This is a genomic window from Ensifer sp. Root31 (assembly GCF_001424825.1).
Taxonomy (GTDB): Bacteria; Pseudomonadota; Alphaproteobacteria; order Rhizobiales; family Rhizobiaceae; genus Ensifer; species Ensifer canadensis.
This window is the reverse complement of record NZ_LMCO01000039.1, coordinates 1-24,018: the sequence shown is the minus strand read 5'-3', so window position 1 is coordinate 24,018 and position 24,018 is coordinate 1. Positions and strand designations below refer to the sequence as shown.

Here is a 24,018-nt window from a genome sequence, read left to right as displayed (position 1 = left end):
CTGTTCAGATTGTCTGGCGGTCGTCTGCCGTGCCGAAGCGGATGCGGAAACGGCGGTTTTCCTTGCCCTTCTTCTCGATCTTGGCGATGTGGATCGCGCCGACTTCCTGGGTTTCCGACACATGTGTACCGCCGCAGGGCTGGCTGTCGATCGCCGAGTTTTCACCGATGCAGACAAGGCTGACGCGACCAAGCCCGACGGGCGGGCGTACATTCTTGGATTTGACGATACCGGGGTTGGCTGCGAGTTCCTCGTCGGTGATCCACTGCAGATAGACCGGGTGGTTCTCGTCGACGAGCTTCCTCAGCGCTGCCGTCACCTCGTCCTTATCGATCGTTTCGCTCATGTCGAAATCGACCCGGCTTTCATCTTCGCCTACGGCTGCGCCCGTGATCGGGAAGGGACAAACGACGGAGAGCAGATGGCAAGCCGTGTGCATGCGCATCAGCCGGTAGCGGCGCGGCCAGTCGATATGCACGACCAGCTTCTCGCCGATATCAGGCGCTGGCTGTCCTTCCGCCGGGACATGGATGATGATGTCCTTCGTCGCGCCATGACGGGCAACGGCAACGTCGATGCGGCTGCCGTCGCTGCGCTCCAGGAAGCCGCTATCGCCCGGCTGTCCGCCTGACGTGGCGTAGAAGCAGGTCTGATCAAGCTCGATCCCGCCATCCTCCAGAATTCCGGTGACACTTGCTTCGCAAGTCGAGAGATAGAAATCTTCGCGGAAGAGGGCAGTCACGGTCTTTGTCATCGCAAATCTTATCCGACTGATTCGTATGGAACGGTGATGCTTGAGGGGCCCTTCAACCAGGCCGGAACAGGCAGGCCCTTCGAGGCCAGGAAGTCCGGGTTGAAGAGTTTCGATTGATAGCGGTTACCATAGTCGCAAAGGATCGTCACGATCGTATGTCCCGGACCGAGCTCCTTGGCGAGCCGGACGGCGCCGGCAATATTGATGCCCGTTGATCCGCCGACGCAAATGCCTTCGCGTTCGATCAGGTCGAAGACCAGCGGCACGGCCTCGGCATCGGAGATCTGGTAGGAAAAGTCTGGACTGAAGCCTTCGAGGTTGGCGGTGATGCGGCCCTGGCCGATGCCCTCGGTGATGGAGCTTCCGCTCGCCTTCAACTCCCCGTGCGCGTAGTAATTGTAGAGCGCCGCACCATCAGGGTCGGCAAGGCCGATCTTGATCGCAGGGTTCTTGGCGCGCAGGCCCTCTGCAACGCCCGCAAGCGTACCGCCGGAGCCGACAGAGCAGATGAAGCCGTCGACCTTGCCGTCCGTATCGCGCCAGATTTCAGGCGCCGTGGTGGCGACATGGGCGTCACGATTGGCGACATTGTCGAACTGGTTTGCCCAGATGGCGCCGTTCGGTTCGGTCTTTGCGAGTTCAGCGGCCAGGCGACCGGAGATCTTCACGTAGTTGTTCGGGTTCTTGTACGGCACAGCCGGCACTTCGACGAGCTCTGCTCCAAGAAGACGCAGCGCATCCTTCTTTTCCTGGCTCTGGGTTTCCGGAATGACGATGACGGTCCGATAGCCGAGTGCCTGCCCGACGAGGGCAAGGCCAATGCCGGTATTGCCGGCAGTCCCTTCGACGATCACGCCCCCCGGCTTCAACTGCCCGGCCTTCTCCGCCTCCCGGATGATCCAGAGCGCGGCGCGATCCTTCACCGACTGTCCCGGATTGAGAAACTCCGCCTTGCCGAGGATCGTGCAGCCGGTTGCCTCGGATACGGATTTCAGCCGGATCAGGGGCGTGTTGCCGATTGCTTCAAGAACGGACGGAAGAATGGCCATTGCAGAACCTCGTGCTTGAGAACGGCCGCTGAAGCGAGCCGCGTTACCGAAGAAAAACGCCGAGTGGCCGGCGAACGTTGAGAACGACACCGGATCGCCGAAATATTGGCGTGTTTTCGGCTCAGCCTGTTTCCCAGGCAAGAAATAGCGTTTCACCGCTGCCCTGTCCCGAACAAAAAACGTCTTCGAGGGGAAAGCTTAGGGTCGAGGCCGCTCTGGGTGCGCGCCGGATATTGGAGGGGGATTGGTCTGGGCCGGGCGTGTCATTCGCCGGCCCCTTGAGTTGAGCGTGCACCGGGCGGGTGCGTGCCGAGGTATGGGCAATGAGTATGCACAAGACGAATTCCGAGCATGGGTTGGCATGGGTAACGGGAGCGAGTTCGGGAATAGGCCGAGCGCTGGCATTGCGGCTGGTGCGAGACGGCTATTCGGTGGTCGTCACCTCCAGAAATCACGAAAAACTGGTGGCCCTGCAACAGGAAGCTGCCGCCGACGGCCGCATCATCGTTCTCGATGGCGATGTCACCGACCCTCAGGATATGGAACGTGTGTTGGCATCGATCGAATATGATCACGGCGACCTGTCTCTGGCCGTGTTCAATGCGGGGGTGACAATCCCGGTGAGGGGCGACGATCTGCATCGCGACGCTTTTGAGCGGAGCTTTGCGGTCAATGTGAACGGTGTCGTCAATTGTCTGCTGCCGGCAGTGGCCCACATGAAGGCAAGGGGGCAGGGCCACATCGCCATCGTGTCGGGGGCTGCAGGTTATGGCGGTTTGCCGGGCAACGCCGCCCATGGCGCCACGAAGGCGGCCCTGATCAATCTGGCCGAGAGCTTGAAGCTCGATCTGGACCGGATCGGCATTCGCCTGCAGTTGATCAATCCGGGGCCTGTCGACACGACCGGTTCGCCGCGGCTTGGATTTGCAAGGTCCGGCATGGTCAGTGCAGACGAGGCCGCTCAGCACGTCGTCGAGGGCCTGAAGTCGAAGCATTTCGAAGTCAGCTTCCCGAAGCGCTCTATCACTATCGCAAAGTTGTCACGCCTGCTGCCATATGGTGCCTACTTCGCGCTCGTTGACCGGCTGACCCGGCAAGGCGCGACGCCGCCAAAAGCGACGAACACCCGCACGAGCGCCAAGGGGCGGCCACATCAGGCCGTGTGAAGCACCAGTACTGCGCCGAAGATCAGGGCGAGGCCGACCCAGCCGATCGGCTTGAGCTTCTGGCCGAAGAGCAGGCGGCCGCAAATGGCCGTGCCGAAAATCCCGGTCGCGCCGAGAACCGCGTAGGCGATCGCAAGTTCCATGCCCTTGACCGCTTCGGCAAGGAAGGCAAAGGCGGCGAGCACGAGAACGATGGAAAGCGCGCCCCAGCCGCGGCGCGCGAAGCCATTCGATTTGGTCGAAGCGAGATTGGCAGCGATGTCGAGGATGCCGGCGATGACGGCAAAGACGAAATAGAGACTAGGTGCGCTCATCGATGGCTCCCTCCGTGGCCGGAGCGTCCTCTTCGCGGTGTTCGCCTGCATTGACGAGCAGGATACCGGCCACCGCCATCGACAGGCCCAGCATTTCCCGGCCGGTCAGCACATGGCCGAACACGAACACCGAAACGAGCGTAATGATCGCGACCCCGGACCCCTCCCAGATGGCATAGGCAACGCCGACGGAAATGGTCTTCACGGCCTTTGCCAGGAAGACGTAGGAAAGCGCAATGGAGACATACATCACTACGTGGCCGAGATAGGAGCCATTGGCGGATGCGGCCTTCATCGCCGTCAGGCCCGCCACCTCAGTCGCGATCGCGAGCGCCAGGAAAAACCATGCAAGCCGCATGAGGAACCTTCAAGAAAAGATCTGGATCGGTTGCCTCATAGGCGTTGTCGGACGATCGGTAAAGCCTACTGCATGTTTCCTTAAATCCTATTCGATTTAAGGATAAAAACTTGCAGCCATTCAAAGTGCTACAGCGACCTTTGCGCGTCTAATAAGACGCGCGGCGCTGTAGCGGCGGCGAGCCTCATTCGAAGACGATCTGACGGACATCGATGTTGCGGGCGCGGAAACCGGCTTCGCAGTAGTAGAAATAGAACTCCCACAGGCGCTTGAAGCGCAGATCGAAACCGAGCGGCTCGATCCGGCTCCACACCGACCAGAAGCGCTGCCGCCACTCGCCGAGCGTTCGGGCGTAGTCGCCACCGAAGCCGAAATCGTTGATCATTCGCAGACCGACGTTGCGCCCGAGATCGACCAGATGCTCGCGCGTCGGCAGCATGCCGCCGGGGAAAACGTACTTTTGGATGAAGTCCGGATTGGAGCGGTACTCCTCGTAGGCTTCCGGCTTGATCGTGATGATCTGCAGGCCGGCCTTGCCGCCGGGTTTCAGGCAGCGCTTCAGCTGCGAGAAATAGGTCGACCAGAATTTTTCCCCGACCGCCTCGAACATTTCGATCGAGACGATTCGGTCATAGAGGCCCTTCTCCTCGCGATAGTCCTGGAATTTCAGCTCGACGCGGTCGGCGACGCCGGCCCTGTGCATGCGTTCCCGGGCAAACGCGAGTTGTTCGCGACTGATGGTCAGGCCGGTGACCTTGCAGCCGATCTCGGTCGCCGCAAATTCTGCAAAACCGCCCCAGCCGCAGCCGATCTCAAGCACATGGTCACCGGGCCGTAGATTCGTCGCCTCGGCCAGTGCCCGGTATTTGGCAGTCTGGGCCGACTGCAGATCGTTGGCGCCGCTAGCGTAAAGTGCCGACGAATAGGTCATGCTCGGATCGAGCCATTCACGGTAGAAGGCGTTGCCGAGGTCGTAGTGGGCAGAGATATTGCGCTGTGCGCCCGTCCTGGTGTTGGCATTGCGCCAGTGGAGGAATTTTTCCACCAGCCGCATCAACCCGCGCGCCCGGTTAGGGAATCTGTTGCCGATGTCTGCGTTGACAAGGAAAAGCTCGAGAAAGGCGCCGACATCGGGGCTGTCCCAATCGCCGTCTATATAACTTTCCGCGGCGCCGATGGTGCCACCGGTGATTGCCCGGTGCGGAAGATTCCAGTTGTGAAGTGTCACGGCGGCGCATGGCCCCGGCACCTTTCCCTTGACCAGCAGCCGCCGACCGTTGGGCAAAGCGAGCGCCAGCGCGCCGGCCTCAAGGTGAACGAGGCCGCGCAGGACCATCTGGGCCTTGAGCGGAAAGTCCTTCAGCACCTGCGAGAGATTTTCAGTCGAAAGGTGCTCGGCGTTGTCGAATTCGGCAAAGCAGGCTTCTGTATCATGCATAAACCACCCTCCGGCAATCGTTGCATCCGTAACGTGAGCCTAGCGATAATCCTGCGAGAGGCCAACCATGGATTTGTACCGGTGGCGGCGCGGTTGTAGCGATTTTTTAGGTTCTGATTTCCTGAAACGCGGCCAACGCGCGGTCGCGCGCGAAGGCGTGGTCGACGATGGGGGTGGGGTAGGAGACTCCAAGCTCGATGCCGGCGGCAGCCAGTACTGCCGAGGGGGCCGAGAATGGTCGATGGATATAACGCGCCTCGAGATCAGCGAGCTCCGGAACGAAACGCTTCACATAAAGCCCCTCCGGATCGAATTTCTCGCCCTGGAGCACCGGGTTGAAAATGCGGAAGAAAGGCGAGGCATCGGCGCCGGACCCCGCCACCCATTGCCAGCTTGCTGCGTTCGAGGCCGGATCTGCATCGACCAGCGTGTCGCGGAACCACGCCTCTCCGCGTCGCCAGTCGATCAGCAGGTCCTTGATCAGGAAGGAGGCGACGATCATCCTGACGCGATTGTGCATGTAGCCGTGGCGCCAGAGCTGCCGCATGCCGGCGTCGACAATCGGATAGCCGGTCAGGCCCCTTGTCCAGCGGTGGAACTGTTCGTCATTGTCCAGCCAGCGAAAGCCATCAAAACGACGATCGAGGTTTTGACGGCCGAGATCCGGATTGTGAAACAGCAGATTGTAGGAGAACTCGCGCCAGGCGAGTTCCTTGCGGAAAGTGACGACATCGTCCACCGGCGTTTCCGTCAGGCCACGCGTGACCTGCCAGATCTGCGCCGGAGAGATTTCGCCGAAGGCAAGATGCGCAGAGAGCATGGACGTACCTTGCGCTGCAGGGACGTCCCGCTCAGCCTTGTAGCCGGCAAGGGCATGTTCAACGAATTTGTGCAGGCGTTCGGCAGCGGCCTGCTCGCCCGGCGTCCAGATTTCGGCGAACGTCGATGCCCAGTCCGGCCGCGTCGGCAAGAGCTTCCACCGTTCAAGCTCCTCGGATGCCGGCCACCTCACAGGCGCTCTGATCATTTCCGGCGTCTCAATCGGCGCCGCCGGCTCGCCGCTGGCCTCAAGCGCACGCCAGAACGGCGTGAACACGCGATAAGGGCCGCCACCCTTCGTGAGGAGCCGTGTCGGCTCATGCAACAGTTGCCCTGCAAAGCTGCTGACGGTGAAGCCGCGTTCAACGAGCGCTTTCTTCAACGGCGCATCGGTTCCTATTCCGCTCGGGTCGTAGCGGCGATTCCAGAACACGGTCGTCGCGCCCGATTCCCGCGCTATCTCGGCGATCACATCCAACGGCGCACCGGTCCGCAGGATAAAGTCGGAGCCGTGTGCCCGCAGCGATGCCCGCAATGCCTGGAGCGAATGGTGCAGCCACCAACGCTGCGCGCCACCAAGCGGCCCATTGCCGCTTTCCTCCGGTTCATTGATGTAGATCGGAATCACCGGTCCACCCGTCTGCGCCGCGGTGGCAAGTGCCTGATTGTCTTGAAGGCGCAAATCTCGACGAAACCAGACCAGAATCGGCGTTGTGGGATTTGCGCTCATGACATTCCCGGGGGCGAGGAAGGAGGAAGGCGTCGCCGGCACCATAGCCGCAAAATGAAAAAGAGCCATTCGGGCGTTACCGCGAATGGCTCTTTAAAAACTGGCTCCCCGGGCCGGATTCGAACCGGCGACCTGTCGATTAACAGTCGAATGCTCTACCGCTGAGCTACCAGGGATCATCTGCGCGGCGTGTCCTGCAGAAGTGAGGCTGCTAATACAAATGCTTTTCCGATTTGCCAAGCTGTTTTTTTAAAAAAAGTGAGAAGTTTTGTTGCGAGCCTGTGGAGAAGCCCCCAATTGTGGGAAAGGCAGCCGGATAGGGAATGATGCATAAAAACAGAAAACAGACGCATTTCGGCATAGACCCGCACACACGGCAGATCGTGCTTGGCAAATGGCGCCTGAGGCTGCCGGAATCACCACTGCTGCGCATGCTGGTTGGCGGGCTGCTGATATTCGGCGGCTTTCTCGGCTTTCTGCCCGTGCTCGGATTCTGGATGGTGCCCTTGGGCTTACTCATCCTCTCGCACGATATTCCTTCAGTACGCCGCCGCCGCCGAAGGTTCGCAGTCTGGTGGGCGCGCCGACGCAACGGGACGGGGTCTTCGAAGGAACGATGATTCGTTCGCGAGGGCGATCCTCGCTTCGACAGGGCGCCACAAGCTCACGCTACACGGAAGCCGAGCCTATTCGGCTCCTTCGTCGGCGACGATGTGGCGGCGGCTCCAATCGAATGAAAGTCATGGACCGCCGCGTCCTCCCGACCGACTTGTGCGCAAACTCCCGCATTCGGGCTGTCGTTGAAAACCATTCGGCAACGGATCGGCAGCATAATGCCGCCCGGATTAAGGATGGGGCGGAATGGCTAAGACCACGACAAGCCGCGGGCGTCGCCGCGGCAGCCGGACAAAGAAAAAGGGCGGAATGCTGCCCTGGTATCTCGCCGCGGTGCTGACAGTCGGCGGCGTTGTTGCGTACGACCACCGTGGACAGTTGCGGGATCTGCCGGGCGTTTCGGATGTGTTCGCATCGGCGCCCAAGTCGACATCCACATCCAGGTCGGACAATCGGCCGAAGGCGCAGGCCCGTGTCGCCATGCCCTCGGCTACGCACAAGACGAAGCCTGTCGACGGACCGATACCCGCAGTCAATGTCGGGTTGGCCGCACCGACACCCGTCGAGCGCCCGATCGCGCAGCCCACGGCCGTCGAGCCCCAGGCGAATCAGTTCTATTTCTGCGGTACCCGCAACGACAATTGCGTCGTCGACGGCGGAACATTCCGCTACCAGGGCGAGGAGATCCGTGTCGCCGACGTCGATGCACCGCGAATCAAGCAGGCGAGTTGCGATAGCGAACGTGCCCGCGGCTTCTACGCCAAGCAGCGATTGCGCGAGTTGCTGAACGCCGGCGAGTTCAGGCTGATCGAGGCCATCGGCAGGAGCGACGACAAGAACAGCGAAAAGCTGCGCGTGGTGATGCGCGACGGCCGCTCTCTCGGCGCCGTGCTCGTATCGGAGGGCTTGGTTCGGCCCTGGAAGGGACAGCCCAAGCCCTGGTGTTAGACGGTGCTCGGCGTCATCAGAGAGAATGATGAGGGCCGGAAGCGTGTAGCCGTCTAAGTTATCCACCGAGCGCGATATCAATACCGATTATCAACCCCAGAGCCGATAGTGCCAGAAAGAACACAACAAGAGAGCTTGCTAGAAGCAGCTTGATGGGATTGGCTCGGAAATCTGCCTTAAGGTTCGGGAAAATTGGCGACATGTCCAATCGGCCGGTCACCGCGAGCTGGAATAGACGCCAGATTGCGACCGCAATGCACATTCCACAGAAAACTACCGTCAGTATGAGCTTGGGTAGATGATCAACTCTGGATTCAACGTCCAATTCCCTGAAGAATCTTGGTGCAAGGTAGCTTTACCGTGAAACGGTGTACAAGGTAGCAGCGCCCCGCGACGTCGGAAGAAGGGTTGGACGGAAGATTCGGGCCGTCTGTCGAAATGGTAAATCCATCCAATTGCCTCGTGTCGGACGCTGCCGTATAGCGCCCGCCGCCTGTCGTCGAAGGGGTTCGCGGCGATCCGTTATGGGGCCGGATCGGTAAGCCTGTGGAAGAGTTGGAGAAAGATGGAATTTCAGAAATGCCTGAGGACGTTTTTCAGAAATCCCCTCTTGCGCTCTTTCTATATTCATTCTAAACGCTCGCCACGACTTGATAATCTCAGTCGATGAGGCCTCGTGGCGGAGTGGTGACGCAGAGGACTGCAAATCCTTGTACCCCGGTTCAATTCCGGGCGAGGCCTCCAAAGCCACTCCTAAGTAGTTGAATTAGTTTCGCTATTTGGACTGCAGGATTTCATCTGCTGCCACACATTCCTCTTGGTGTGGCAATTGGTTCCCGTTATCTCCCTCTTCGACGTTCGATCCAAGCAGCAGATTGCCGATTCCATCCCCATTGCTTCTGGCAACACTCTGCCTCGTCAAGCGCGCCCGTTCGCGTTCCGCGAGCAGATCTTCGACGTCTTGGCGGCGCAACGAACGCCCCCCTCATTCAGGGTGCAGCAGTTTGAACGGCTGCGGCCGGCGTCCTGCCAGCCGCGCCTGTCGTCACTCCGCCGGGATAAACTTGAGCGTTCCTGCGAGCCTTGGGCCGGTCGATCCCTTCGTGTCCATCGGGTGGTTGATGCCGTCGTTCACCGGTAGCTCCTCGAAATCGAATGGGCTTATGCCTTCAAGGCACGCGGCGTTGACGCCGTAGAAATCCGGGTTCGCGCGCGGCTTGTGGAATGTGTAGATGCCGCACTTCGAGCAGAAGTAATGCTCTGCAGCCTTCGTGTTGAACTGATATTTGGTGAGTGCCTCGCCGCCGGAGAGAACCGTGACCCCGTCCTTGGCGGCAGAGACGGCAACCGCGCCCTTCAACTGGCAATAGGAGCAAGTGCAACGGCGGGCGGTGCGGAGGCCGCTCTTCAGTTTCACATTGAAGCGAACCGTTCCGCAGTGGCAGGCTCCGTCAAGGTTCTGAACATCGAGATTCATCCAATCATCCATCTGATTTTGAAGCGCATTTGATGAGCTTTCTTATGAGGTGGGTTGCTTGTGCTCAAGCGCATTCGGGGGCAGTCTCAATCCAGAGGACCGCACTCCCGTTGAGGCCGTTCGTTGTAGGGCCATCAGCCGATTGGGCTCAGGCGCGGGGTACGAGGCGTCTCGTCGCGCATCGGGCACATATTCAGACCAAGTGCCCGATACGTGCGCCAGCACGCTTTCGTGCTCCACGTCGGGGACGTTCCGCGGCCCGAGCCGATGCGTCGCAAGAGCGCTCGGCCAACGGATCGTGCGGAGAAAAAGCCTACGGCCGTTCGCATCCGTCCTGCATCATCCGCGCGAGGAGCGAACAGTCCGCGTCGCACCGTTGCCTTTCTTGGGTACGAACCTAGTTACCCATACCGTACCCAAGCGAGGAATTGCTGAATGAACCGTAATGGGCTCTATCTGATCATTGCCATGCTCGCCGTCGCCGTCATTGGTCTCGGCGCCTATGTCTACCGCGAGGAAACAAAACCGACCGGCGTAGAGATCAAGATTGGCCAGGACGGGGTTTCCGTTCAGGAGAATTGAGCGCCATCGGCCACACGCTCAACAGGTTTGGCAGCGGCGAATGCCGCTGGCGGTCGACGCCCCACGCGAGGTTCAAGGCGAACGCAGATCCGAAGGCGGTCGAAATACCGGCCATCGGTGGCGTAAGCGGCCGCGTGCTCGTTGCGAGCGTCAACGAAAGTGTGACGTAGATAGGGCGGGCGAGCGCGTGATTCAGCCCCTCGCACGATGAAAGCAACAAGTCACCCAGCGCCTGCGCGATTGGCTAAAGCGGTTCTCCGTCAATAGCAGCCCGATTGTCGAAAGTGAAACGCTGTGCGTGCCTGCGCAAAGGACATGCTGCCGGCACGCAGGTACGGTTTTCGGGGGGCAAGGAACATGGGCCAATGCGGCGCGTCCAACACGCGCAGCGAGGCTGCCCGCATCGCAGCCAACCACTGTTTTCAAAGCGCAATTCGACCGGGCTGCGCTTGCCCGCCAGTTTGCGAACGTCCGCAGTCGCCAACGACATGGCCTTGCGAGGACGCGCCCCGAAATGGTGATTCGGTCACTATTGTCAGTGCTGAAAATATTGTCTCTAGACAGAACTGGGAATGAATATCCCAACAGCGCGACCCGTATAGGTAGTGTCAAACAAAGCCAACAATGGAGGAAAAGACATAAAATGAAATATAAGATCGCCCTGACTGCTCTTGCCATTCTTGCCGTAACGACGGCCACCGCAAGCGCTGAGGATCTCGTCTTTCAGCTTAAGAACAAGACGAATGCCGTTTTGACGAACTTCTACACATCGCCGGTCGGTGTTGATCAGTGGGAAGACGACGTCTTCGGGCGGCAGGTGCTTAATCCGGGCGAAAGCATGGAAATTACCATCGCCGACGGACGTGATGTCTGCAAATACGACATGCGCTTTGAATTCGAAGAAGGTTCCGGTCTCGACACGACTGAAGACAAGCAGGATCTCTGCGAGTTGGGCGAGTACTCGATTCACGAGTAAAATCCGTCGAGCGTGAAAAACACTCGATCCGAAAATCTCCGTCTCGCTACCCTATGTGGCGAGACGTTGAAGTAAGAGAGCGGCTGGCCGGCATGAAGGCGGCTAGAGCGTTTCCGGTTTAAACGGAGTCACTAGGCGCTCTATCTATTTGTTTTTACGCATTTCCTGGCGGAAAACCGCTCCGCACTTTTCCTCGAATTGCGCTGGCGTGAGACGGGCTTAGTGGTAGCGGCGGATCAAGCCGACGAGCTTGCCCTGAATCTTGACCCGGTCAGGCCCGAAGATGCGCGTCTCATAGGCCGGGTTGGCGGCCTCTAGAGCAATTGAAGCGCCCTTGCGCCGGAAGCGTTTCAACGTTGCTTCCTCGTCATCGACTAGTGCCACGATGATATCGCCGGGATTGGCCGTGGTGGCATTGCGGATGATCACCGTATCGCCATCGAAAATGCCGGCCTCGATCATCGAATCACCCTTCACTTCAAGGGCGTAGTGCTCGCCGCTGCCGATCATATCGAGCGGCACGGTAATGTCGTGGGTGTTGTTCTGTATCGCCGAGATCGGCACGCCGGCGGCAATGCGGCCCATCACTGGAACCGACACGGAGCTGTTGTCGGCAACCGGCAGCGTTTTCGCCGCGGGGGCAGGGGCGGGCGGTTTGCCAAGGCTACCCTCGATGACGCTCGGCGAAAACCCGCGACGGGGCTGCGCGCTCGCAGCATAGGCTTCCGGCAGTTTGATGACTTCGAGCGCTCGGGCGCGGTTGGGAAGCCGGCGTATGAAGCCGCGTTCCTCGAGCGCTGTGATCAGCCGGTGAATGCCCGACTTGGATGCCAGGTCGAGTGCATCCTTCATCTCGTCGAAGGACGGCGGTACACCGGACTCCTTCATTCGTTCATGGATGAAAAGAAGCAATTCCTGTTGCTTGCGGGTCAGCATGGCAAGTCGCTCCAGAGGCGTGAAACAAATCAAGAACAGACACTATCTGTTCCATATGTGTTCCGCAAGTGCCTAAAATTCTGTGAATGTTGGTTCAATCAAGCGCAGATTGACCAACTCGTCGCTGCACGCGCCGCGCGAGGCTGATATGCCTCCTTCCGTTTATGGAATGAGGGTTTAATGACGAAGCTGATTCAAATCTTGCTGACCATCGTTGTCGCCGCGACCGCGATCCTTGGGTTTCGCTGGTATCAATACGTGGATAACAAGCAGAGCCCGTTTGACGAAGTTGGTATCGCGTTGAATGCGGCGATGCCCGGGCCGCTCAATCAATGGGGTTGTGACCGGCTGAAGCTGACATTTGGCAACGGACACCCGCCGCACGGTTGCGCCGCGGCCGATGGGACGCAGTGGAAATAGCCTGCCATCAAGGGATCAGCAGAAATATCGATGGGCGATCTGCTAGAGGAGGCCTGAATCAGGCCGGCTGCGTCGCGGAGCAGGCGTCCTCGAATTCCTTGACGGTTTCCGCGGAGTTGTCCTCCGGCAGCACAGCGTCGGCCGCTTCGGTCGCGACCGGCGTGTCGCCTTGATAGACGAAGGACTGGATGTAGTAGGCGATCGTTCCCTTCCAAACGTTCCGGCCGTCTATCTGCTGGCAGGGCACGGCCGTTTCGAAGTCGGCTTGCAGGTCGTCGACCGTGGCAGCGCTGAGGGCGATGTTAGGCGATGCGATAATCGAGGCGATAAGCAAGGCTGCAAGCACGGTGAACGTCCACTAGATCAGAGGTGGCGGCGATGGTTTGGTTAACGATGTGAACCGTGCTTTCGTTCCGAAGTCCAGCAAGCATGCCGGGCACTGTGCCGTGTTCAACAGTTCTTTGCGAAAGGCGAGCACTGGTGCTCAAGCTGTGGCAATGAAGGCACAAAGATTGGCGTGAGGTGCGTTGGCGTTTTCGATTTTCCGGCGCCCGCCTCAAAGCGTGGCGCTGGCAGCTGATCAACAATACCCGCCGCAAATGCTTCCGATGATGTTGGACGCCGTAATGGAGTGCGAGTGGCCAGCGGCATCCGCCTGTAGCGATCTTCGCATCTCCAGCCAAATACATACGACGTTCAAACGCGCTACGAAACCGGCATCTGACCGCGGGTGCTCGACCAGTCGCGCCGGGATGTCGCGGAGACGTTGCGCACCCCAGTTCGACTGGCCACTGACGGATATCTCTCTCGTGTCGTTAGTTCGAGAGGTTAAAGCCGACCGTCTTACTTCTTGTCTTTCTTGCCCAGGGAGAAACTGCTGCCGGCCAGCTTCACCTGTGAGCCTTCCGTCACAACGGCGGCTTTGACAGTCTTGTCCTTCTTTGGCTTTCTAACCTCGCGGTTACTTCGCACTTGACCTTTTGCCATGATCGTCTCCTTGGAAGGTGTGCCGGGGAACCCTGCATGGGCGCCGAATGCCGGCAAACCAGCCTGCATTGATACCGCCGTAAGTCAATGACGGTGCCGGTGGATCACTGTTTTGCCGGCGTTGCGTCGCGCATTCGTGCCCGGTGTCCGGGCACTGCGATGATAACGTCGCTTCGGTCACTTACCGTTGCGCCCCTGGGATGCTGTCGCAGGCCCTATGACGGCAGCAACTTCGGTTATCTTGTTCGCCGGAAATCCGGCGCGTTCCGAATGTTCGCGAATGACGTCGGCGCTTGATGCCTCGTGGACGCAGTAAATCTTGTCGCCGGCGACATAACTGGTGATCCATGTATATGGTACGCCAAGATCGGCGACGACAGCATTGGATTTTGCCGATAATGCGCAAAGGTCGTCCTGGTTGAGCTTGTCGGCCCCTGGGACGTCGCGTTCAATGATGTAGGTGGGCATCGTTCAGTTCCTCGGTTGTTGGAGGACTGAATATCAAGAATATCTAATATAATTGAAGTCAATACTTTCCACCGGTGATGCGGCGATTCACGACGATTTCCCTGGAAGTATAGGATCAAGCAGCGGAAGGGGCTCCACCGGGACTGGCGTCCGATCAAACGATGGGCGCCTGTATCGCCCCGCGATCACAATATCTCGCGGCCAATAGCTCTATGCGACTGGAATCGCGCGGCCGGGGATGGGAGCGCGCGATGCGCTCCGTCCGACACGCGTATACTAGCGCAAGTTAGTAGCTGAGCCGGAAACCGCCGGGACTCGCCGCAGACGGATCGGGTACAGGTGTTGGACCTTGCCACTGCGCATAGGTCGTGTTGCTGCCGCCGGTGCTTGCGCATCCGGCAAGCGCAAGAAGCGCGAGAAAAGCGGCTGTCGTCAAATATTTAAGAGGCATGGTTTTCTCTAGTTCTGGGAGATCGCCCAGGGCTCGATGGGCCGGAATCAGACTTTCCCTCAAATTATCTGGGATGGCAAGCGGGTCGAGCCACCGCCTTGCAAGCGCCGTCAATGCTGCGGCTATGATCGGGGAATACTCGCAAAACTTGTATGCGTTCGCCGCCAAAGCATTCACTTGGCGACCGAGCGCAATAATGGGTGGCGAAAAATGAGACAGCCATGGCGGAGGAGGTGGGATTCGAACCCACGGTGCGCTTTCACGCACGCCGGTTTTCAAGACCGGTGCCTTAAACCGCTCGGCCACTCCTCCGGGCAGGGCGTTATTGCGCGAAGCCTTGCTGCTTTGCAAGATTTAACATGCGTGGGCGGAAAGATTTTCTTGGCGCATCCGCTGCCCATTTTGTCCGGGTAACCATTCGTAAACCATAACTGGAGATTTCGAGCCGTCAGCCATTCGTCGGTTCGCAATTTTGCCTTGTTGCTGTCATGATTAATCGACTGTTCCGTTTCGGGACGCCGAGATTTCCGCTGGGGGCACGAGTGGAAGGTTTCGAGTACGGCTTATTCGAATGATGTTGTGGGACAGATGACATCCAGTAAAAATGCGGCATATCTGATCAAGGGACTGCGCCTTGCGGCGGTCCCTGTGCTTTGCGCAACGCTTGCGGCTTGCGGATCGACGTCCAGTATCAAGAAGAGCAAGTCGAGAAGCAAAGAATACTTTGCTGAGTCCGTTTATGGCGTGAAGGCGAGCCCCCGTGTCGCTACCGGCAAGAATATTCCGAAGGGCGGCGGCCGCTTTCAGGTCGGCAAAGCCTATCAGGTCAAGGGCAAGTGGTACCAGCCGAAGGAAGATTTCGGTTACAACAAGACCGGTGTCGCGTCCTGGTACGGCTCGGCCTTTCATGGTCGCCTGACGGCCAATGGCGAAGTCTACGACAAGCTTCATCTGTCCGCCGCGCATCCGACCTTTCCGCTGCCGAGCTATGCGCGTGTCACCAACACCGAAAACGGCACTTCCGTCATCGTTCGTGTGAACGATCGCGGTCCCTATGAATATGGCCGCATCATCGACGTTTCGTCGAAGACAGCCGATTTGCTCGATATCAAGCAGAAGGGCAGTGCCAAGGTTCGGGTGCAATATGTCGGCCGCGCACCGCTTGAAGGCAACGACATGCCCTATCTCATGGCGTCCTATGTCACGAAGGGCGACCGCAGTCCGGGCGTCATGCCGGAGGGCCAGATCGCAACCGGCGTGATGGTCGCCTCGAATGAGCCGATGCGCAACCAGTTGGGAACGCTGGTCATTCCGCCGAAATCGTCCCTTGATACCGCCGGTACGGTAACGGCGTTGGCTGCACCTGTCCCGCAATTTGCAGCACCGCCGTCGCTGAGCGAGTTCGTCATGCTTCCGGAAATCGGGCCGATCCCGCGCGAGCGACCGGAATACATTCCGATGCCTGACGGCAACATGGCCTATGCGGCCGCCTATGTGGAAGTGCGGGTAAGCGATGCGGAATCGCCGTTTGAAGCGATCATGGTCGAGACCAATCCGCTTACGCCTGAATCCATCGTTGCCCATGCGAAGCGCCAAGGCAGAACCGGTTCGCTCAGGTAACCTGGGGCGTTGTACCATTCTGATGACGCTGCTATGCCCAATGGGAAACCGGAGTTTCCCATGCGCTTGATGATGCTTACGGTCACGTTCGGCCTTGCGGCGTTGCTCGCGAGTGCGGCAGCGGCTCAGACGCCGCCGGTGGCGTTTGACACCAAGGCAAAGCAGATCCTGCTGGTGGATGCCGAAACCGGCACCGTTCTGTTTTCCCGCGCCGAGAACGAACCGGTTCCGCCCGCCTCTCTTGCCAAGTTGATGACGATGGAAGTGGTGGCCGAGGCCATCGCCAAGGGTGAGCTTTCGGCCGAAACGGCCTTCGACGTTTCCGAACACGCGTGGCGCACGGGCGGCGCCCCATCCGGCACTTCGACGATGTTTGCTGCGCTGAAGTCGCGCATTCGCGTGGCCGATCTGTTGCAAGGGGTGGCCGTTCAGCTTGCCAATGATGCCTGCATCATCCTCGGAGAGGGGATGGCCGGTAGCGAAACCGCCTTTGCCGAAAAGATGACGGCCCGCGCTCGCGAACTCGGCATGCCTATCGCCACGTTCGGTAACGCCACAGGTCTGCCGGATCCCCAGAACCGGATCACTATGACCGAACTGGTGACGCTGACCCGTCATCTGCACGAGGCGCACCCCGATCTCTATCGGCTCTACGCCCAGCCTGAGTTCGAGTGGAACAAGATCCTTCAGCGCAACAAGAACCCGTTGATCGCGGCCAAACTCGGGGTCGATGGTGTCGCCACGGGTTTTGCCGAAGGCTACGGTTTTTCGCTGGCCGCATCGATGCAGCGTGGCGACCGGCGTGTCTATCTCGCGATGGGCGGGCTCGATACCGATAAGGAGCGTACGGAGGAAAGCCGCAAGGTGCTTGACTGGGCGATGACGGCGTTCGAAAAGCGGCGAATTTTTGCTGATGGCGAGGCGATCGGCGAGGCCAGTATCTACGGCGGTGCGGCCTCCCATGTCGCGCTTGTCGCTGGTGGGCCGGTTGATGTGCTGCTGCCGGTCAACAACCCGGAACGCCTGACGGCCCGTGTCGTCTACAAATGGCCGTTGCGCGCTCCCGTGGAAGCCGGCGCCGAGGTCGGTGTCGTCCGACTGTGGAACGGCGAAAAGCTGCTACGCGAGGTTCCGGTCAAGACGGCGGGAGCAGTGGGCCAAGGGACACTGGCGAGCCGCGCGCTCGACGCTCTGCAGGAACTCTTCTTCTTCTGGCTGTAACAAAACCGGTTCTGGCGGTTTCATCGGGTGGGCCAATCGGCTAAACAGAGCCAAATCGCATGCCGATATAGGAAAGCATTGTGCCGCTGGCAAAAGGTCTGTTTGTAACATTCGAGGGCGGGGAAGGGGCCGGCAAATCGACCCAGTTGCGCCTGCTCGCCGATTCTCTGCGCGCGCTCGGCCACAAGGTGCTGACGACGCGCGAGCCGGGCGGATCGGTCGGGGCCGAAGCGGTGCGCCATGTGCTGCTTTCGGGGGCGGCCGAAGCCTTCGGCGTCCGAATGGAAGCCATTCTGTTTGCTGCGGCGCGCAGCGATCATGTCGAAGAGGTCATCCGGCCGGCGCTGACTGGGGGAACGATCGTGCTTTGCGACCGTTTCATGGACTCGTCGCGCGTCTACCAGGGCATCACCGGCAATCTGGAGCCGGCCTTTGTCGAGACGCTGGAGCGGGTTGCCATCAATGGCGTAGTCCCGGACCGGACCGTGATTTTCGATCTGCCGGCGACTATCGGTCTCGAGCGCGCCCAACGCCGCGCCGGCGATGACAGCCCGGATCGTTTCGAGAAGGAAGAGCTTGAGACGCATGAAAAGCGCCGCGAGGCCTTCCTCGATATCGCACGGGCGGATCCGGACAGGTGCCGGGTTATCGATGCGACGCAATCCGCCGAGGCGATTGCCGCAGAGGTGCTCGGCCTGCTAGAGAGCTTGCTTGCGAACGCTGAAGTCTCCGGGCCTTCGAATGCGGGGTCCGCACCATGACGTCGGAAGCGCCAGGTGTACTTGAAGGGGCAATCGCGCCGGTCCAGAACGACCGGCTGTTTGGTCATGAGCAGGCGGAAGCGTTTCTGGCCCAGAGCTACCGTTCGGGCAAGGGACACCACGCCATTCTGATCGAAGGGCCGGAGGGTATCGGTAAGGCGACGCTTGCGTTTCGCTTCGCCAGCCACATCCTCAATCACCCGGATCCCGCGACTGCGCCCGAAAGGCTTGAGGATCCCGACCCGGCCTCGATCGTCGGCCGGCAATTGGCCTCCGGCGCATCGCACAATCTTCTGCATCTGACGCGGCCGGTCGACGAGAAGACGGGCAGGGTCAAGGGTGCCATCACCGTCGACGAGGTGCGAAGGGCCGGCAAGTTCTTTTCGCAGACATCCGGCACCGGCAACTGGCGCATCGTCATCATCGACCCGGCCGACGATCTCAACCGGAACGCCGCCAACGCCATCCTGAAAATTCTCGAGGAACCGCCGCGTCGGTCGCTGTTCCTGGTGCTGACCCACGCGCCGGGTAAGCTATTACCAACCATCCGTTCGCGCTGCCTGCCGCTGCGGCTGAAGCCGTTGGAGCCTTTGGCGCTGCGCCAGGCGCTCGGTCATCTCGGCTTCGATCTTGAGAGCGAAAATGCCGCGCGCGTTCTGGCCGCTGCCAATGGCAGCGTGGCGGAGGCGCTGAAGCTCATCAACTACGGCGGTCTGGAAATCACCGCGACCTTCGAGGCGATCCTCGCGGGGCAAGGGCCGGGGATCCGCAAGGACATGCACAAACTTGCCGACGTGCTTTCGGCCAAGGACAGCGAAACGATCTTCGATTTCTTCACGTCGCTGCTGACAGGCCGGCTGATGCGCGAAGCCCGCGATGCGGCCGTTGCCGGCGACATCATGCGCGCCGAGCGTTTCGCCCGGCTTTCGGCCACGACCGGGGAACGCCTCACCATCAGCGACGCCTATAATCTCGATCGCAAGCAAACCATTCTTTCGCTGCTGGACGACGTCAAGGCGGCGCTATAGCTGGACCTGAAACTTCCATTTGCGCTTGATCGCAGCGACCAGATCCAGGTCGTGATGGTGGGCGAAAAGCAGCACGTGACCCAGCAGATCTGCGGCCTCGTCCGCCATATCGGTCTGGATCTCGTCCTCTGATTTTCCATGCCGCCTGCCGCGGCCGGTGTGCTTGTTCCAGGCCTGGGTCAGTTCGCCGATTTCCTCCTGCATCTTGAGCATGAACCAATCTGCATCCCGCTCGATGCCGTTGTCTTGGGCGTAGTGGGCCGATGCCGCTTCGAATTGACGTTCAAGCTGGCGCAACATGACGATCCCTTCGCGTTTGTTTCCTATTTGTTCTATTGTTTCGTTTGCGTCCACACAAGCGGGAATGGATGTCGATCAGCGGCTTCGGTGCGGGCTTTTCTGCCATCTCCCGGTTCCTTCCGCGCGGCGTATGCGCTAAGAGCGTCGGTAGCTTTATCCGAGATAGATTGAATCCGCTTATGAGAGACACGTCCCCCTTTTACATCACCACCGCGATTTCCTACCCGAACGGCAAGCCGCATATCGGCCACGCCTATGAGTTGATCGCAACGGATGCAATGGCGCGCTACCAGCGCCTGGACGGACGCGACGTATTCTTCCTGACGGGCACGGACGAACACGGCCAGAAGATGCAGCAGACGGCGCGCCGCGAAGGCGTGACGCCTCAGGAACTCGCCGACCGGAACTCCTCGGAATTCCAGAAGATGGCGGTTCTCCTGAACGCGTCGAATGACGACTTCATCCGCACCACCGAGAAGCGCCACCACGAGGCGTCGCAGGACATCTGGAACCGCATGGGCGAGGCGGGCGACCTCTACAAGGATTCCTACGCCGGCTGGTACTCCGTGCGCGACGAAGCCTATTACCAGGAGAACGAGACCGAGCTGCGCGCCGACGGCGTGCGTTACGGTCCGCAGGGCACGCCGGTCGAATGGGTCGAGGAGCAGAGCTACTTCTTCAAGCTGTCGGAGTATCAGGACAAGCTGCTGAAGCACTACGAAGAGAACCCTGACTTCATCGGCCCGGCTGAGCGCCGCAACGAAGTGATCTCCTTCGTGAAGTCAGGCCTCAAGGACCTGTCTGTTTCGCGCACCACCTTCGATTGGGGCATCAAGGTGCCGAACGATCCTGGTCATGTCATGTATGTCTGGGTCGACGCGCTCACCAACTACATCACCGCGACCGGCTATCTCGACAATCCGCAGGGACCGCGGGCGAAATTCTGGCCGGCGAACATCCATATCATCGGCAAGGACATCATCCGCTTTCACGCGGTCTACTGGCCCGCTTTCCTGATGTCGGCCGGCCTGCCGCTGCCCAAGCGCGTCTTCGCCCACGGCTTCCTGCTCAACAAGGGCGAGAAGATGTCGAAGTCGCTCGGCAACGTCGTCGATCCGTTCAATCTCGTCGAGCATTTCGGTCTCGACCAGATCCGCTACTTCTTCCTGCGCGAGGTTTCCTTCGGCCAGGACGGAAGCTACAGCGAGGAGGGGATTGCAACCCGCATCAACTCCGACCTTGCCAATGGCATCGGCAACTTGGCGAGCCGTTCGTTGTCGATGATCGTCAAGAATTGCGATGGCCATATTCCTGTCTGCGGTGCGTTGACCGACGAAGACAAGGCGATGTTGGCGGCCGCCGATGCGCTGCTCGAGATCACCCGCGACGAGATGGGCAAGCAGATGATCCACCGCGCGCTTGCGGCGATCATTGCGGTCGTTTCGGAGACCGATCGCTATTTCGCCGGCCAGGAGCCTTGGGCCCTGAAAAAGACCGATCCGGCGCGTATGGCAACCGTGCTCTACGTCACCGCCGAGGTCGTTCGCCAGATTGCCATCCTGTTGCAGCCCTTCATGCCGGAATCGTCAGGAAAACTGCTCGACCTGGTGGCAGCCCCAGCCGACAAGCGCGACTTTGCGGCACTCGGCGAGACCGGCCGTCTTGTCTCCGGAACGCCGCTTGAAGCGCCGAAGCCGGTCTTCCCACGCTATGTCGCCCCGGAAGCGTAATAAGGCACGATCAGCATGCTTATCGATACGCATTGCCATCTGGATTTTCCCGACTTCGAGGCTGAGCGCGACGCTATCATCGAGCGCGCGCGCGCAGCAGGCGTCGGCCAGATGATCACGATCTCGACACGCGTGAAGCGGTTCGACACGATCCTTGCGATTGCGGAAGCTTATCCGAACGTCTTCTGTTCCGTCGGCACCCATCCGCACAACGCGGATGAAGAGCTTGATATCACTGCAGACGATCTCATCCGGCTTTCGGCCCACCCGAAGGTGGTGGCGATCGGCGAGGCGGGTCTCGATTATTTCTACGACAACGCGCCGCGCGACGCTCAGGCCGAGGGTCTGCGCCGGCATATCGCTGCGGCGCGCGAAACCGGTTTGCCGCTCGTCATTCATAGCCGTTCGGCAGACGACGACATGGCGGCGATCCTGACCGAAGAGACAGGGAAGGGCGCCTTCCCCTTCCTTCTGCATTGCTTCTCGTCGGGTCCGGATCTGGCGCGAATTGGCGTCGAGCTCGGCGGCTACGTGTCGTTCTCCGGCATCCTGACCTTCCCGAAATCGGAAGAACTGCGCGAGATCGCGAAGACGGTTCCGCATGATCGCATGATTGTTGAGACCGACGCACCTTATCTTGCGCCCAAGCCGTTTCGCGGCAAGCGCAACGAGCCTGCCTATGTGGCGCACACGGCCGATGTTCTGGCCGATACGATCGGTGTGACGAAGGACGAGATTGCAACGCATACGACGGAAAACGCTTTCCGCATCTTCTCCAAGATGCCGAGGCTCTAACGTGGCATTCAGGCGCGCTTTCACCATTCTCGGCTGTGGTTCGTCGCCTGGCGTGCCGCGTATCACCGGGGACTGGGGCGCCTGCGATCCCAAAAATCCGAAGAACCGCCGCATGCGCGCCGCTCTGCTGGTGGAGCAGATCGCGCCGGATGGCGGCAAGACGACTGTGGTCATCGATACCGGTCCGGATTTTCGCGCCCAGATGGTGGCGGCAAATGTCCGCCACATCGACGCGGTGCTCTATACCCATGCCCATGCGGACCATCTGCATGGCATCGATGACTTGCGCGGCTATGTCATTGAAAATAAGAAGAGAGTACCGATCTGGGCGGACGCTTTCACTATGGGCCGGATTCGCGAAGGGTTTCATTACTGCCTGGAATCGCCGCCCGGAAGCGGCTATCCGCCCATCGTCGACGCACATATCATCGCCGACGATCTTTCATCCGTGATCATAACAGGGGCAGGTGGCCCGATCACCTTCCAGCCCTTGATGCAGTTTCACGGCAATATCCACTCGCTCGGATTTCGCGTCGGCGATTTCGCCTATTGCAGCGATGTCAGCGACTTTCCGCCGGAAACAATCGCAAACCTTTATGGTCTCGAGCTTCTGGTGCTCGATACCCTCCAGTACAAATTTCATCCGAGCCATCTGTCGCTGGTGCAGTCACTTGGCTGGATCGATCGGCTTCGTCCGAAGAAAGCCGTTCTGACGCATATGCATGTGCCGCTCGACTACGACACCGTCCAAGGTGAAACGCCTGATCATGTCGAGCCGGCTTATGACCTGATGCGTCTCGAATTCGAAGTCGACGTCCCCGTGCTCGGAGACGCCTGAACTTCACGTGTTCGAAATATCTAATATTCAGGCCTATTTCGAAAAATACGGCGCCAGGTTCTTGCGGATGCGCTCCAGCACGGTGCCACCCGAAAGATTCGGAACGAAGGTGCGCCCGGTGATCTTCTCATAGGCTTCGATATAGACAGCTGACGTTTGCTCGACCAGTTCTCTCGGGATTTCCGGGACCGGATCCCTGTAGGGATCGCAGCGCTCGGTGACCCAGGCGCGCACGAAATCCTTGTCGAAGCTTTTCGGCCGCTCGCCGTTTTCAAAGCTCTGCTGATAGCTGTCGGCGATCCAGTATCGACTGCTGTCGGGCGTGTGGATCTCGTCGGCAAGGATGATGGTTCCATCCTTGTCGGTGCCGAACTCGTACTTCGTATCGACAAGGATCAGGCCACGTTCGGCGGCTCGCGCCTGGCCCCGCGCAAACAGCGCCAGCGCATAGCTCCACACGGTATCGAGCTGTTGCTTCGTCAGGAGGCCTTGCTCTAGAATTTCGTCTTCCGACAGCGGTTCATCATGGCCTCCGTCGAAGGCCTTGCTGGTGGGCGTGATGATTGCTTGCGGAAGCTTTTGATTGTCGCGCAGACCGTCGGGCAAACGAATGCCATACATGTCGCGCTCGCCGTTGCGATATTTCGTCAGGATCGACGTGCTGGTGGTGCCGGCGAGATAGCCGCGGACGACGATTTCGACCGGCAGGATGTCGAGCCGCTTGCCGATGACGACATTCGGGTCGGGATAACTGATCACATGGTTCGGGCAGATGTCGGCGGTTTCCTCGAACCAGTAGCGCGCCGTCTGCGTCAGCACGTGACCCTTGTGCGGAATGGACGTCAGGATGATGTCGAAGGCGCTCAGCCGGTCGGTCGCGATGATGATGCGTTCGCCGCCGGGCAGATCATAGTTTTCGCGCACTTTGCCATTGTAGCGGTTTGGCAGTTCTGGAATGAAAGCATCTGAAAGAACGCGCAATTCGCTCATCGCATCGGGCCTTGCAAAACGAGGTTTCGTGGCGAACGAATAAGCAGCCGCGAACGGCTGGGTCAAGCCAAGAGTAGGTGCAATACGCCCGGAAACGGGCATTTCGGCACATCTATATGTTCCATAATCTATCTTATCTGATTTTCTCGTGTAGCCGCAAAGTTGAAGTGTCCTGATCCTGCAAAGTAAGAATGTCACTCTCCCCGGGTTTTGATGACCTGGGAGATTGCGGATGGGATTGATTGCG

General features: G+C 59.6%; 26 protein-coding genes and 3 tRNA genes. 14 read left to right on the top strand and 15 right to left on the bottom strand.

Features of this window, described 5'->3' with window-relative positions; genetic code table 11:
• Positions 1-4: 4 nt before the first annotated feature.
• Entirely contained in the window at positions 5-754 is a 750-nt protein-coding gene (locus ASD00_RS27860) for an alanyl-tRNA editing protein (RefSeq protein ID WP_025427039.1), read from the bottom strand.
• An 8-nt stretch (positions 755-762) separates the two neighbouring features.
• Positions 763-1,803 (bottom strand): cysteine synthase A, encoded by a 1,041-nt coding sequence (locus ASD00_RS27855; protein ID WP_025427040.1) that lies wholly within the window; start codon positions 1,801-1,803, stop codon positions 763-765.
• 323 nt (positions 1,804-2,126) lie between these two features.
• Between ASD00_RS27855 and ASD00_RS27850 the strand changes: the two genes are divergently transcribed.
• Entirely contained in the window at positions 2,127-2,969 is an 843-nt protein-coding gene (locus tag ASD00_RS27850) for an SDR family NAD(P)-dependent oxidoreductase (protein ID WP_025427041.1), read from the top strand.
• Here the strand turns inward: ASD00_RS27850 and ASD00_RS27845 are convergent.
• The 5 genes from ASD00_RS27845 to ASD00_RS27825 all read right to left on the bottom strand — a co-directional run bounded on the left by ASD00_RS27845 (position 2,957) and on the right by ASD00_RS27825 (position 6,804).
• On the bottom strand, positions 2,957-3,283 hold the full coding sequence (locus ASD00_RS27845; protein ID WP_025427042.1) for an SMR family transporter: 327 nt from the start codon (positions 3,281-3,283) through the stop codon (positions 2,957-2,959). The genes ASD00_RS27850 and ASD00_RS27845 overlap by 13 nt on opposite strands.
• On the bottom strand, positions 3,270-3,641 hold the full coding sequence (locus ASD00_RS27840; protein WP_025427043.1) for an SMR family transporter: 372 nt from the start codon (positions 3,639-3,641) through the stop codon (positions 3,270-3,272). The genes ASD00_RS27845 and ASD00_RS27840 overlap by 14 nt, the downstream gene beginning before the upstream one ends.
• 184 nt (positions 3,642-3,825) lie before the next feature.
• Positions 3,826-5,079 (bottom strand): cyclopropane-fatty-acyl-phospholipid synthase family protein, encoded by a 1,254-nt coding sequence (locus tag ASD00_RS27835; RefSeq protein ID WP_025427044.1) that lies wholly within the window; start codon positions 5,077-5,079, stop codon positions 3,826-3,828.
• Positions 5,080-5,185: 106 nt separating this feature from the next.
• Positions 5,186-6,628, bottom strand: a complete 1,443-nt coding sequence (locus ASD00_RS27830; RefSeq protein ID WP_025427045.1) for a deoxyribodipyrimidine photo-lyase — start codon at positions 6,626-6,628, stop codon at positions 5,186-5,188.
• A 101-nt stretch (positions 6,629-6,729) separates the two neighbouring features.
• Positions 6,730-6,804 (bottom strand) — tRNA-Asn (locus ASD00_RS27825).
• A 150-nt stretch (positions 6,805-6,954) separates the two neighbouring features.
• Here ASD00_RS27825 and ASD00_RS27820 point away from each other — a divergent pair.
• From ASD00_RS27820 to ASD00_RS27805, 3 genes are all read left to right on the top strand, one after another.
• Complete coding sequence (locus ASD00_RS27820; protein ID WP_025427046.1) at positions 6,955-7,248, top strand: hypothetical protein; 294 nt, start codon at positions 6,955-6,957, stop codon at positions 7,246-7,248.
• Between the two features lie 241 nt (positions 7,249-7,489).
• On the top strand, positions 7,490-8,191 hold the full coding sequence (locus ASD00_RS27815) for a thermonuclease family protein (protein ID WP_057210394.1): 702 nt from the start codon (positions 7,490-7,492) through the stop codon (positions 8,189-8,191).
• Between the two features lie 670 nt (positions 8,192-8,861).
• A tRNA-Cys gene (locus ASD00_RS27805) sits at positions 8,862-8,935 on the top strand.
• 301 nt (positions 8,936-9,236) lie between these two features.
• Here ASD00_RS27805 and ASD00_RS27800 read toward each other — a convergent pair.
• A complete protein-coding gene (locus tag ASD00_RS27800; RefSeq protein ID WP_025427049.1) occupies positions 9,237-9,668 on the bottom strand; it encodes a GFA family protein in 432 nt (143 codons plus the stop codon).
• Between the two features lie 435 nt (positions 9,669-10,103).
• On the opposite strand from ASD00_RS27800, the gene ASD00_RS41030 reads away from it, so the two are divergent.
• Together ASD00_RS41030 and ASD00_RS27795 are read left to right on the top strand one after the other, a co-directional pair.
• Positions 10,104-10,250 carry a hypothetical protein gene (locus tag ASD00_RS41030; protein ID WP_025427050.1) on the top strand — a complete coding sequence of 49 codons (147 nt, stop codon included), beginning with the start codon at positions 10,104-10,106 and terminating at the stop codon, positions 10,248-10,250.
• A 643-nt stretch (positions 10,251-10,893) separates the two neighbouring features.
• The gene (locus ASD00_RS27795) at positions 10,894-11,226 is read left to right on the top strand and encodes a hypothetical protein (RefSeq protein ID WP_025427051.1); all 333 of its coding nucleotides are present in this window, start codon (positions 10,894-10,896) and stop codon (positions 11,224-11,226) included.
• Between the two features lie 219 nt (positions 11,227-11,445).
• Here ASD00_RS27795 and lexA read toward each other — a convergent pair whose 3' ends face one another.
• A complete protein-coding gene (lexA, locus tag ASD00_RS27790; RefSeq protein ID WP_025427052.1) occupies positions 11,446-12,162 on the bottom strand; it encodes a transcriptional repressor LexA in 717 nt (238 codons plus the stop codon).
• A 180-nt stretch (positions 12,163-12,342) separates the two neighbouring features.
• On the opposite strand from lexA, the gene ASD00_RS27785 reads away from it, so the two are divergent.
• On the top strand, positions 12,343-12,582 hold the full coding sequence (locus ASD00_RS27785; RefSeq protein ID WP_025427053.1) for a hypothetical protein: 240 nt from the start codon (positions 12,343-12,345) through the stop codon (positions 12,580-12,582).
• A gap of 58 nt (positions 12,583-12,640) precedes the next feature.
• Here ASD00_RS27785 and ASD00_RS27780 read toward each other — a convergent pair whose 3' ends face one another.
• The 4 genes from ASD00_RS27780 to ASD00_RS27765 form a co-directional block, all read right to left on the bottom strand.
• Positions 12,641-12,928 (bottom strand): hypothetical protein, encoded by a 288-nt coding sequence (locus ASD00_RS27780; protein WP_025427054.1) that lies wholly within the window; start codon positions 12,926-12,928, stop codon positions 12,641-12,643.
• 497 nt (positions 12,929-13,425) lie between these two features.
• The gene (locus tag ASD00_RS27775; protein WP_164474927.1) at positions 13,426-13,569 is read right to left on the bottom strand and encodes a hypothetical protein; all 144 of its coding nucleotides are present in this window, start codon (positions 13,567-13,569) and stop codon (positions 13,426-13,428) included.
• Positions 13,570-13,746: 177 nt separating this feature from the next.
• Positions 13,747-14,037, bottom strand: coding sequence for a DUF4242 domain-containing protein (locus ASD00_RS27770; RefSeq protein ID WP_025427055.1), 291 nt, complete (start codon positions 14,035-14,037; stop codon positions 13,747-13,749).
• A gap of 673 nt (positions 14,038-14,710) precedes the next feature.
• A tRNA-Ser gene (locus tag ASD00_RS27765) sits at positions 14,711-14,800 on the bottom strand.
• 276 nt (positions 14,801-15,076) lie between these two features.
• On the opposite strand from ASD00_RS27765, the gene ASD00_RS27760 reads away from it, so the two are divergent.
• The 4 genes from ASD00_RS27760 (at position 15,077) to ASD00_RS27745 (ending at position 19,118) form a co-directional block, all read left to right on the top strand.
• Complete coding sequence (locus ASD00_RS27760; protein WP_025427056.1) at positions 15,077-16,108, top strand: septal ring lytic transglycosylase RlpA family protein; 1,032 nt, start codon at positions 15,077-15,079, stop codon at positions 16,106-16,108.
• A 60-nt stretch (positions 16,109-16,168) separates the two neighbouring features.
• The gene (locus ASD00_RS27755; RefSeq protein ID WP_025427057.1) at positions 16,169-17,329 is read left to right on the top strand and encodes a D-alanyl-D-alanine carboxypeptidase family protein; all 1,161 of its coding nucleotides are present in this window, start codon (positions 16,169-16,171) and stop codon (positions 17,327-17,329) included.
• A gap of 80 nt (positions 17,330-17,409) precedes the next feature.
• Entirely contained in the window at positions 17,410-18,090 is a 681-nt protein-coding gene (gene tmk, locus ASD00_RS27750; protein ID WP_038576098.1) for a dTMP kinase, read from the top strand.
• Positions 18,087-19,118 (top strand): DNA polymerase III subunit delta', encoded by a 1,032-nt coding sequence (locus ASD00_RS27745; RefSeq protein ID WP_025427058.1) that lies wholly within the window; start codon positions 18,087-18,089, stop codon positions 19,116-19,118. Before tmk ends, ASD00_RS27745 begins: the two co-directional genes overlap by 4 nt.
• Here ASD00_RS27745 and ASD00_RS27740 read toward each other — a convergent pair.
• Positions 19,113-19,418 (bottom strand): pyrophosphatase, encoded by a 306-nt coding sequence (locus ASD00_RS27740; RefSeq protein ID WP_057210392.1) that lies wholly within the window; start codon positions 19,416-19,418, stop codon positions 19,113-19,115. The genes ASD00_RS27745 and ASD00_RS27740 overlap by 6 nt on opposite strands.
• A 179-nt stretch (positions 19,419-19,597) precedes the next feature.
• Here ASD00_RS27740 and metG point away from each other — a divergent pair, with 179 nt between their 5' ends.
• From metG to ASD00_RS27725, 3 genes are read left to right on the top strand one after another with little or no spacing between them, the layout of a single operon-like run.
• A complete protein-coding gene (gene metG, locus ASD00_RS27735) occupies positions 19,598-21,148 on the top strand; it encodes a methionine--tRNA ligase (protein ID WP_057210390.1) in 1,551 nt (516 codons plus the stop codon).
• A gap of 15 nt (positions 21,149-21,163) precedes the next feature.
• Positions 21,164-21,943, top strand: a complete 780-nt coding sequence (locus tag ASD00_RS27730; RefSeq protein WP_025427061.1) for a TatD family hydrolase — start codon at positions 21,164-21,166, stop codon at positions 21,941-21,943.
• A gap of 1 nt (position 21,944) precedes the next feature.
• Positions 21,945-22,781: an MBL fold metallo-hydrolase gene (locus ASD00_RS27725; protein ID WP_057210388.1), complete on the top strand. Its 837-nt coding sequence runs from the start codon at positions 21,945-21,947 to the stop codon at positions 22,779-22,781.
• 33 nt (positions 22,782-22,814) lie between these two features.
• Here ASD00_RS27725 and ASD00_RS27720 read toward each other — a convergent pair whose 3' ends face one another.
• On the bottom strand, positions 22,815-23,762 hold the full coding sequence (locus tag ASD00_RS27720) for a phosphoribosylaminoimidazolesuccinocarboxamide synthase (protein WP_025427063.1): 948 nt from the start codon (positions 23,760-23,762) through the stop codon (positions 22,815-22,817).
• Positions 23,763-24,018 lie beyond the last annotated feature (256 nt).

Coding starts and splice junctions, on each gene's coding strand:
- ASD00_RS27860 (WP_025427039.1), bottom strand. CDS start 754: ATGACAAAGACCGTGACTGCCCTCTTCCGCGAAGATTTCTATCTCTCG.
- ASD00_RS27855 (WP_025427040.1), bottom strand. CDS start 1,803: ATGGCCATTCTTCCGTCCGTTCTTGAAGCAATCGGCAACACGCCCCTG.
- ASD00_RS27850 (WP_025427041.1), top strand. CDS start 2,127: ATGAGTATGCACAAGACGAATTCCGAGCATGGGTTGGCATGGGTAACG.
- ASD00_RS27845 (WP_025427042.1), bottom strand. CDS start 3,283: ATGAGCGCACCTAGTCTCTATTTCGTCTTTGCCGTCATCGCCGGCATC.
- ASD00_RS27840 (WP_025427043.1), bottom strand. CDS start 3,641: ATGCGGCTTGCATGGTTTTTCCTGGCGCTCGCGATCGCGACTGAGGTG.
- ASD00_RS27835 (WP_025427044.1), bottom strand. CDS start 5,079: ATGCATGATACAGAAGCCTGCTTTGCCGAATTCGACAACGCCGAGCAC.
- ASD00_RS27830 (WP_025427045.1), bottom strand. CDS start 6,628: ATGAGCGCAAATCCCACAACGCCGATTCTGGTCTGGTTTCGTCGAGAT.
- ASD00_RS27820 (WP_025427046.1), top strand. CDS start 6,955: ATGCATAAAAACAGAAAACAGACGCATTTCGGCATAGACCCGCACACA.
- ASD00_RS27815 (WP_057210394.1), top strand. CDS start 7,490: ATGGCTAAGACCACGACAAGCCGCGGGCGTCGCCGCGGCAGCCGGACA.
- ASD00_RS27800 (WP_025427049.1), bottom strand. CDS start 9,668: ATGAATCTCGATGTTCAGAACCTTGACGGAGCCTGCCACTGCGGAACG.
- ASD00_RS41030 (WP_025427050.1), top strand. CDS start 10,104: ATGAACCGTAATGGGCTCTATCTGATCATTGCCATGCTCGCCGTCGCC.
- ASD00_RS27795 (WP_025427051.1), top strand. CDS start 10,894: ATGAAATATAAGATCGCCCTGACTGCTCTTGCCATTCTTGCCGTAACG.
- lexA (WP_025427052.1), bottom strand. CDS start 12,162: ATGCTGACCCGCAAGCAACAGGAATTGCTTCTTTTCATCCATGAACGA.
- ASD00_RS27785 (WP_025427053.1), top strand. CDS start 12,343: ATGACGAAGCTGATTCAAATCTTGCTGACCATCGTTGTCGCCGCGACC.
- ASD00_RS27775 (WP_164474927.1), bottom strand. CDS start 13,569: ATGGCAAAAGGTCAAGTGCGAAGTAACCGCGAGGTTAGAAAGCCAAAG.
- ASD00_RS27770 (WP_025427055.1), bottom strand. CDS start 14,037: ATGCCCACCTACATCATTGAACGCGACGTCCCAGGGGCCGACAAGCTC.
- ASD00_RS27760 (WP_025427056.1), top strand. CDS start 15,077: ATGACATCCAGTAAAAATGCGGCATATCTGATCAAGGGACTGCGCCTT.
- ASD00_RS27755 (WP_025427057.1), top strand. CDS start 16,169: ATGCGCTTGATGATGCTTACGGTCACGTTCGGCCTTGCGGCGTTGCTC.
- ASD00_RS27745 (WP_025427058.1), top strand. CDS start 18,087: ATGACGTCGGAAGCGCCAGGTGTACTTGAAGGGGCAATCGCGCCGGTC.
- ASD00_RS27740 (WP_057210392.1), bottom strand. CDS start 19,418: ATGTTGCGCCAGCTTGAACGTCAATTCGAAGCGGCATCGGCCCACTAC.
- metG (WP_057210390.1), top strand. CDS start 19,598: ATGAGAGACACGTCCCCCTTTTACATCACCACCGCGATTTCCTACCCG.
- ASD00_RS27730 (WP_025427061.1), top strand. CDS start 21,164: ATGCTTATCGATACGCATTGCCATCTGGATTTTCCCGACTTCGAGGCT.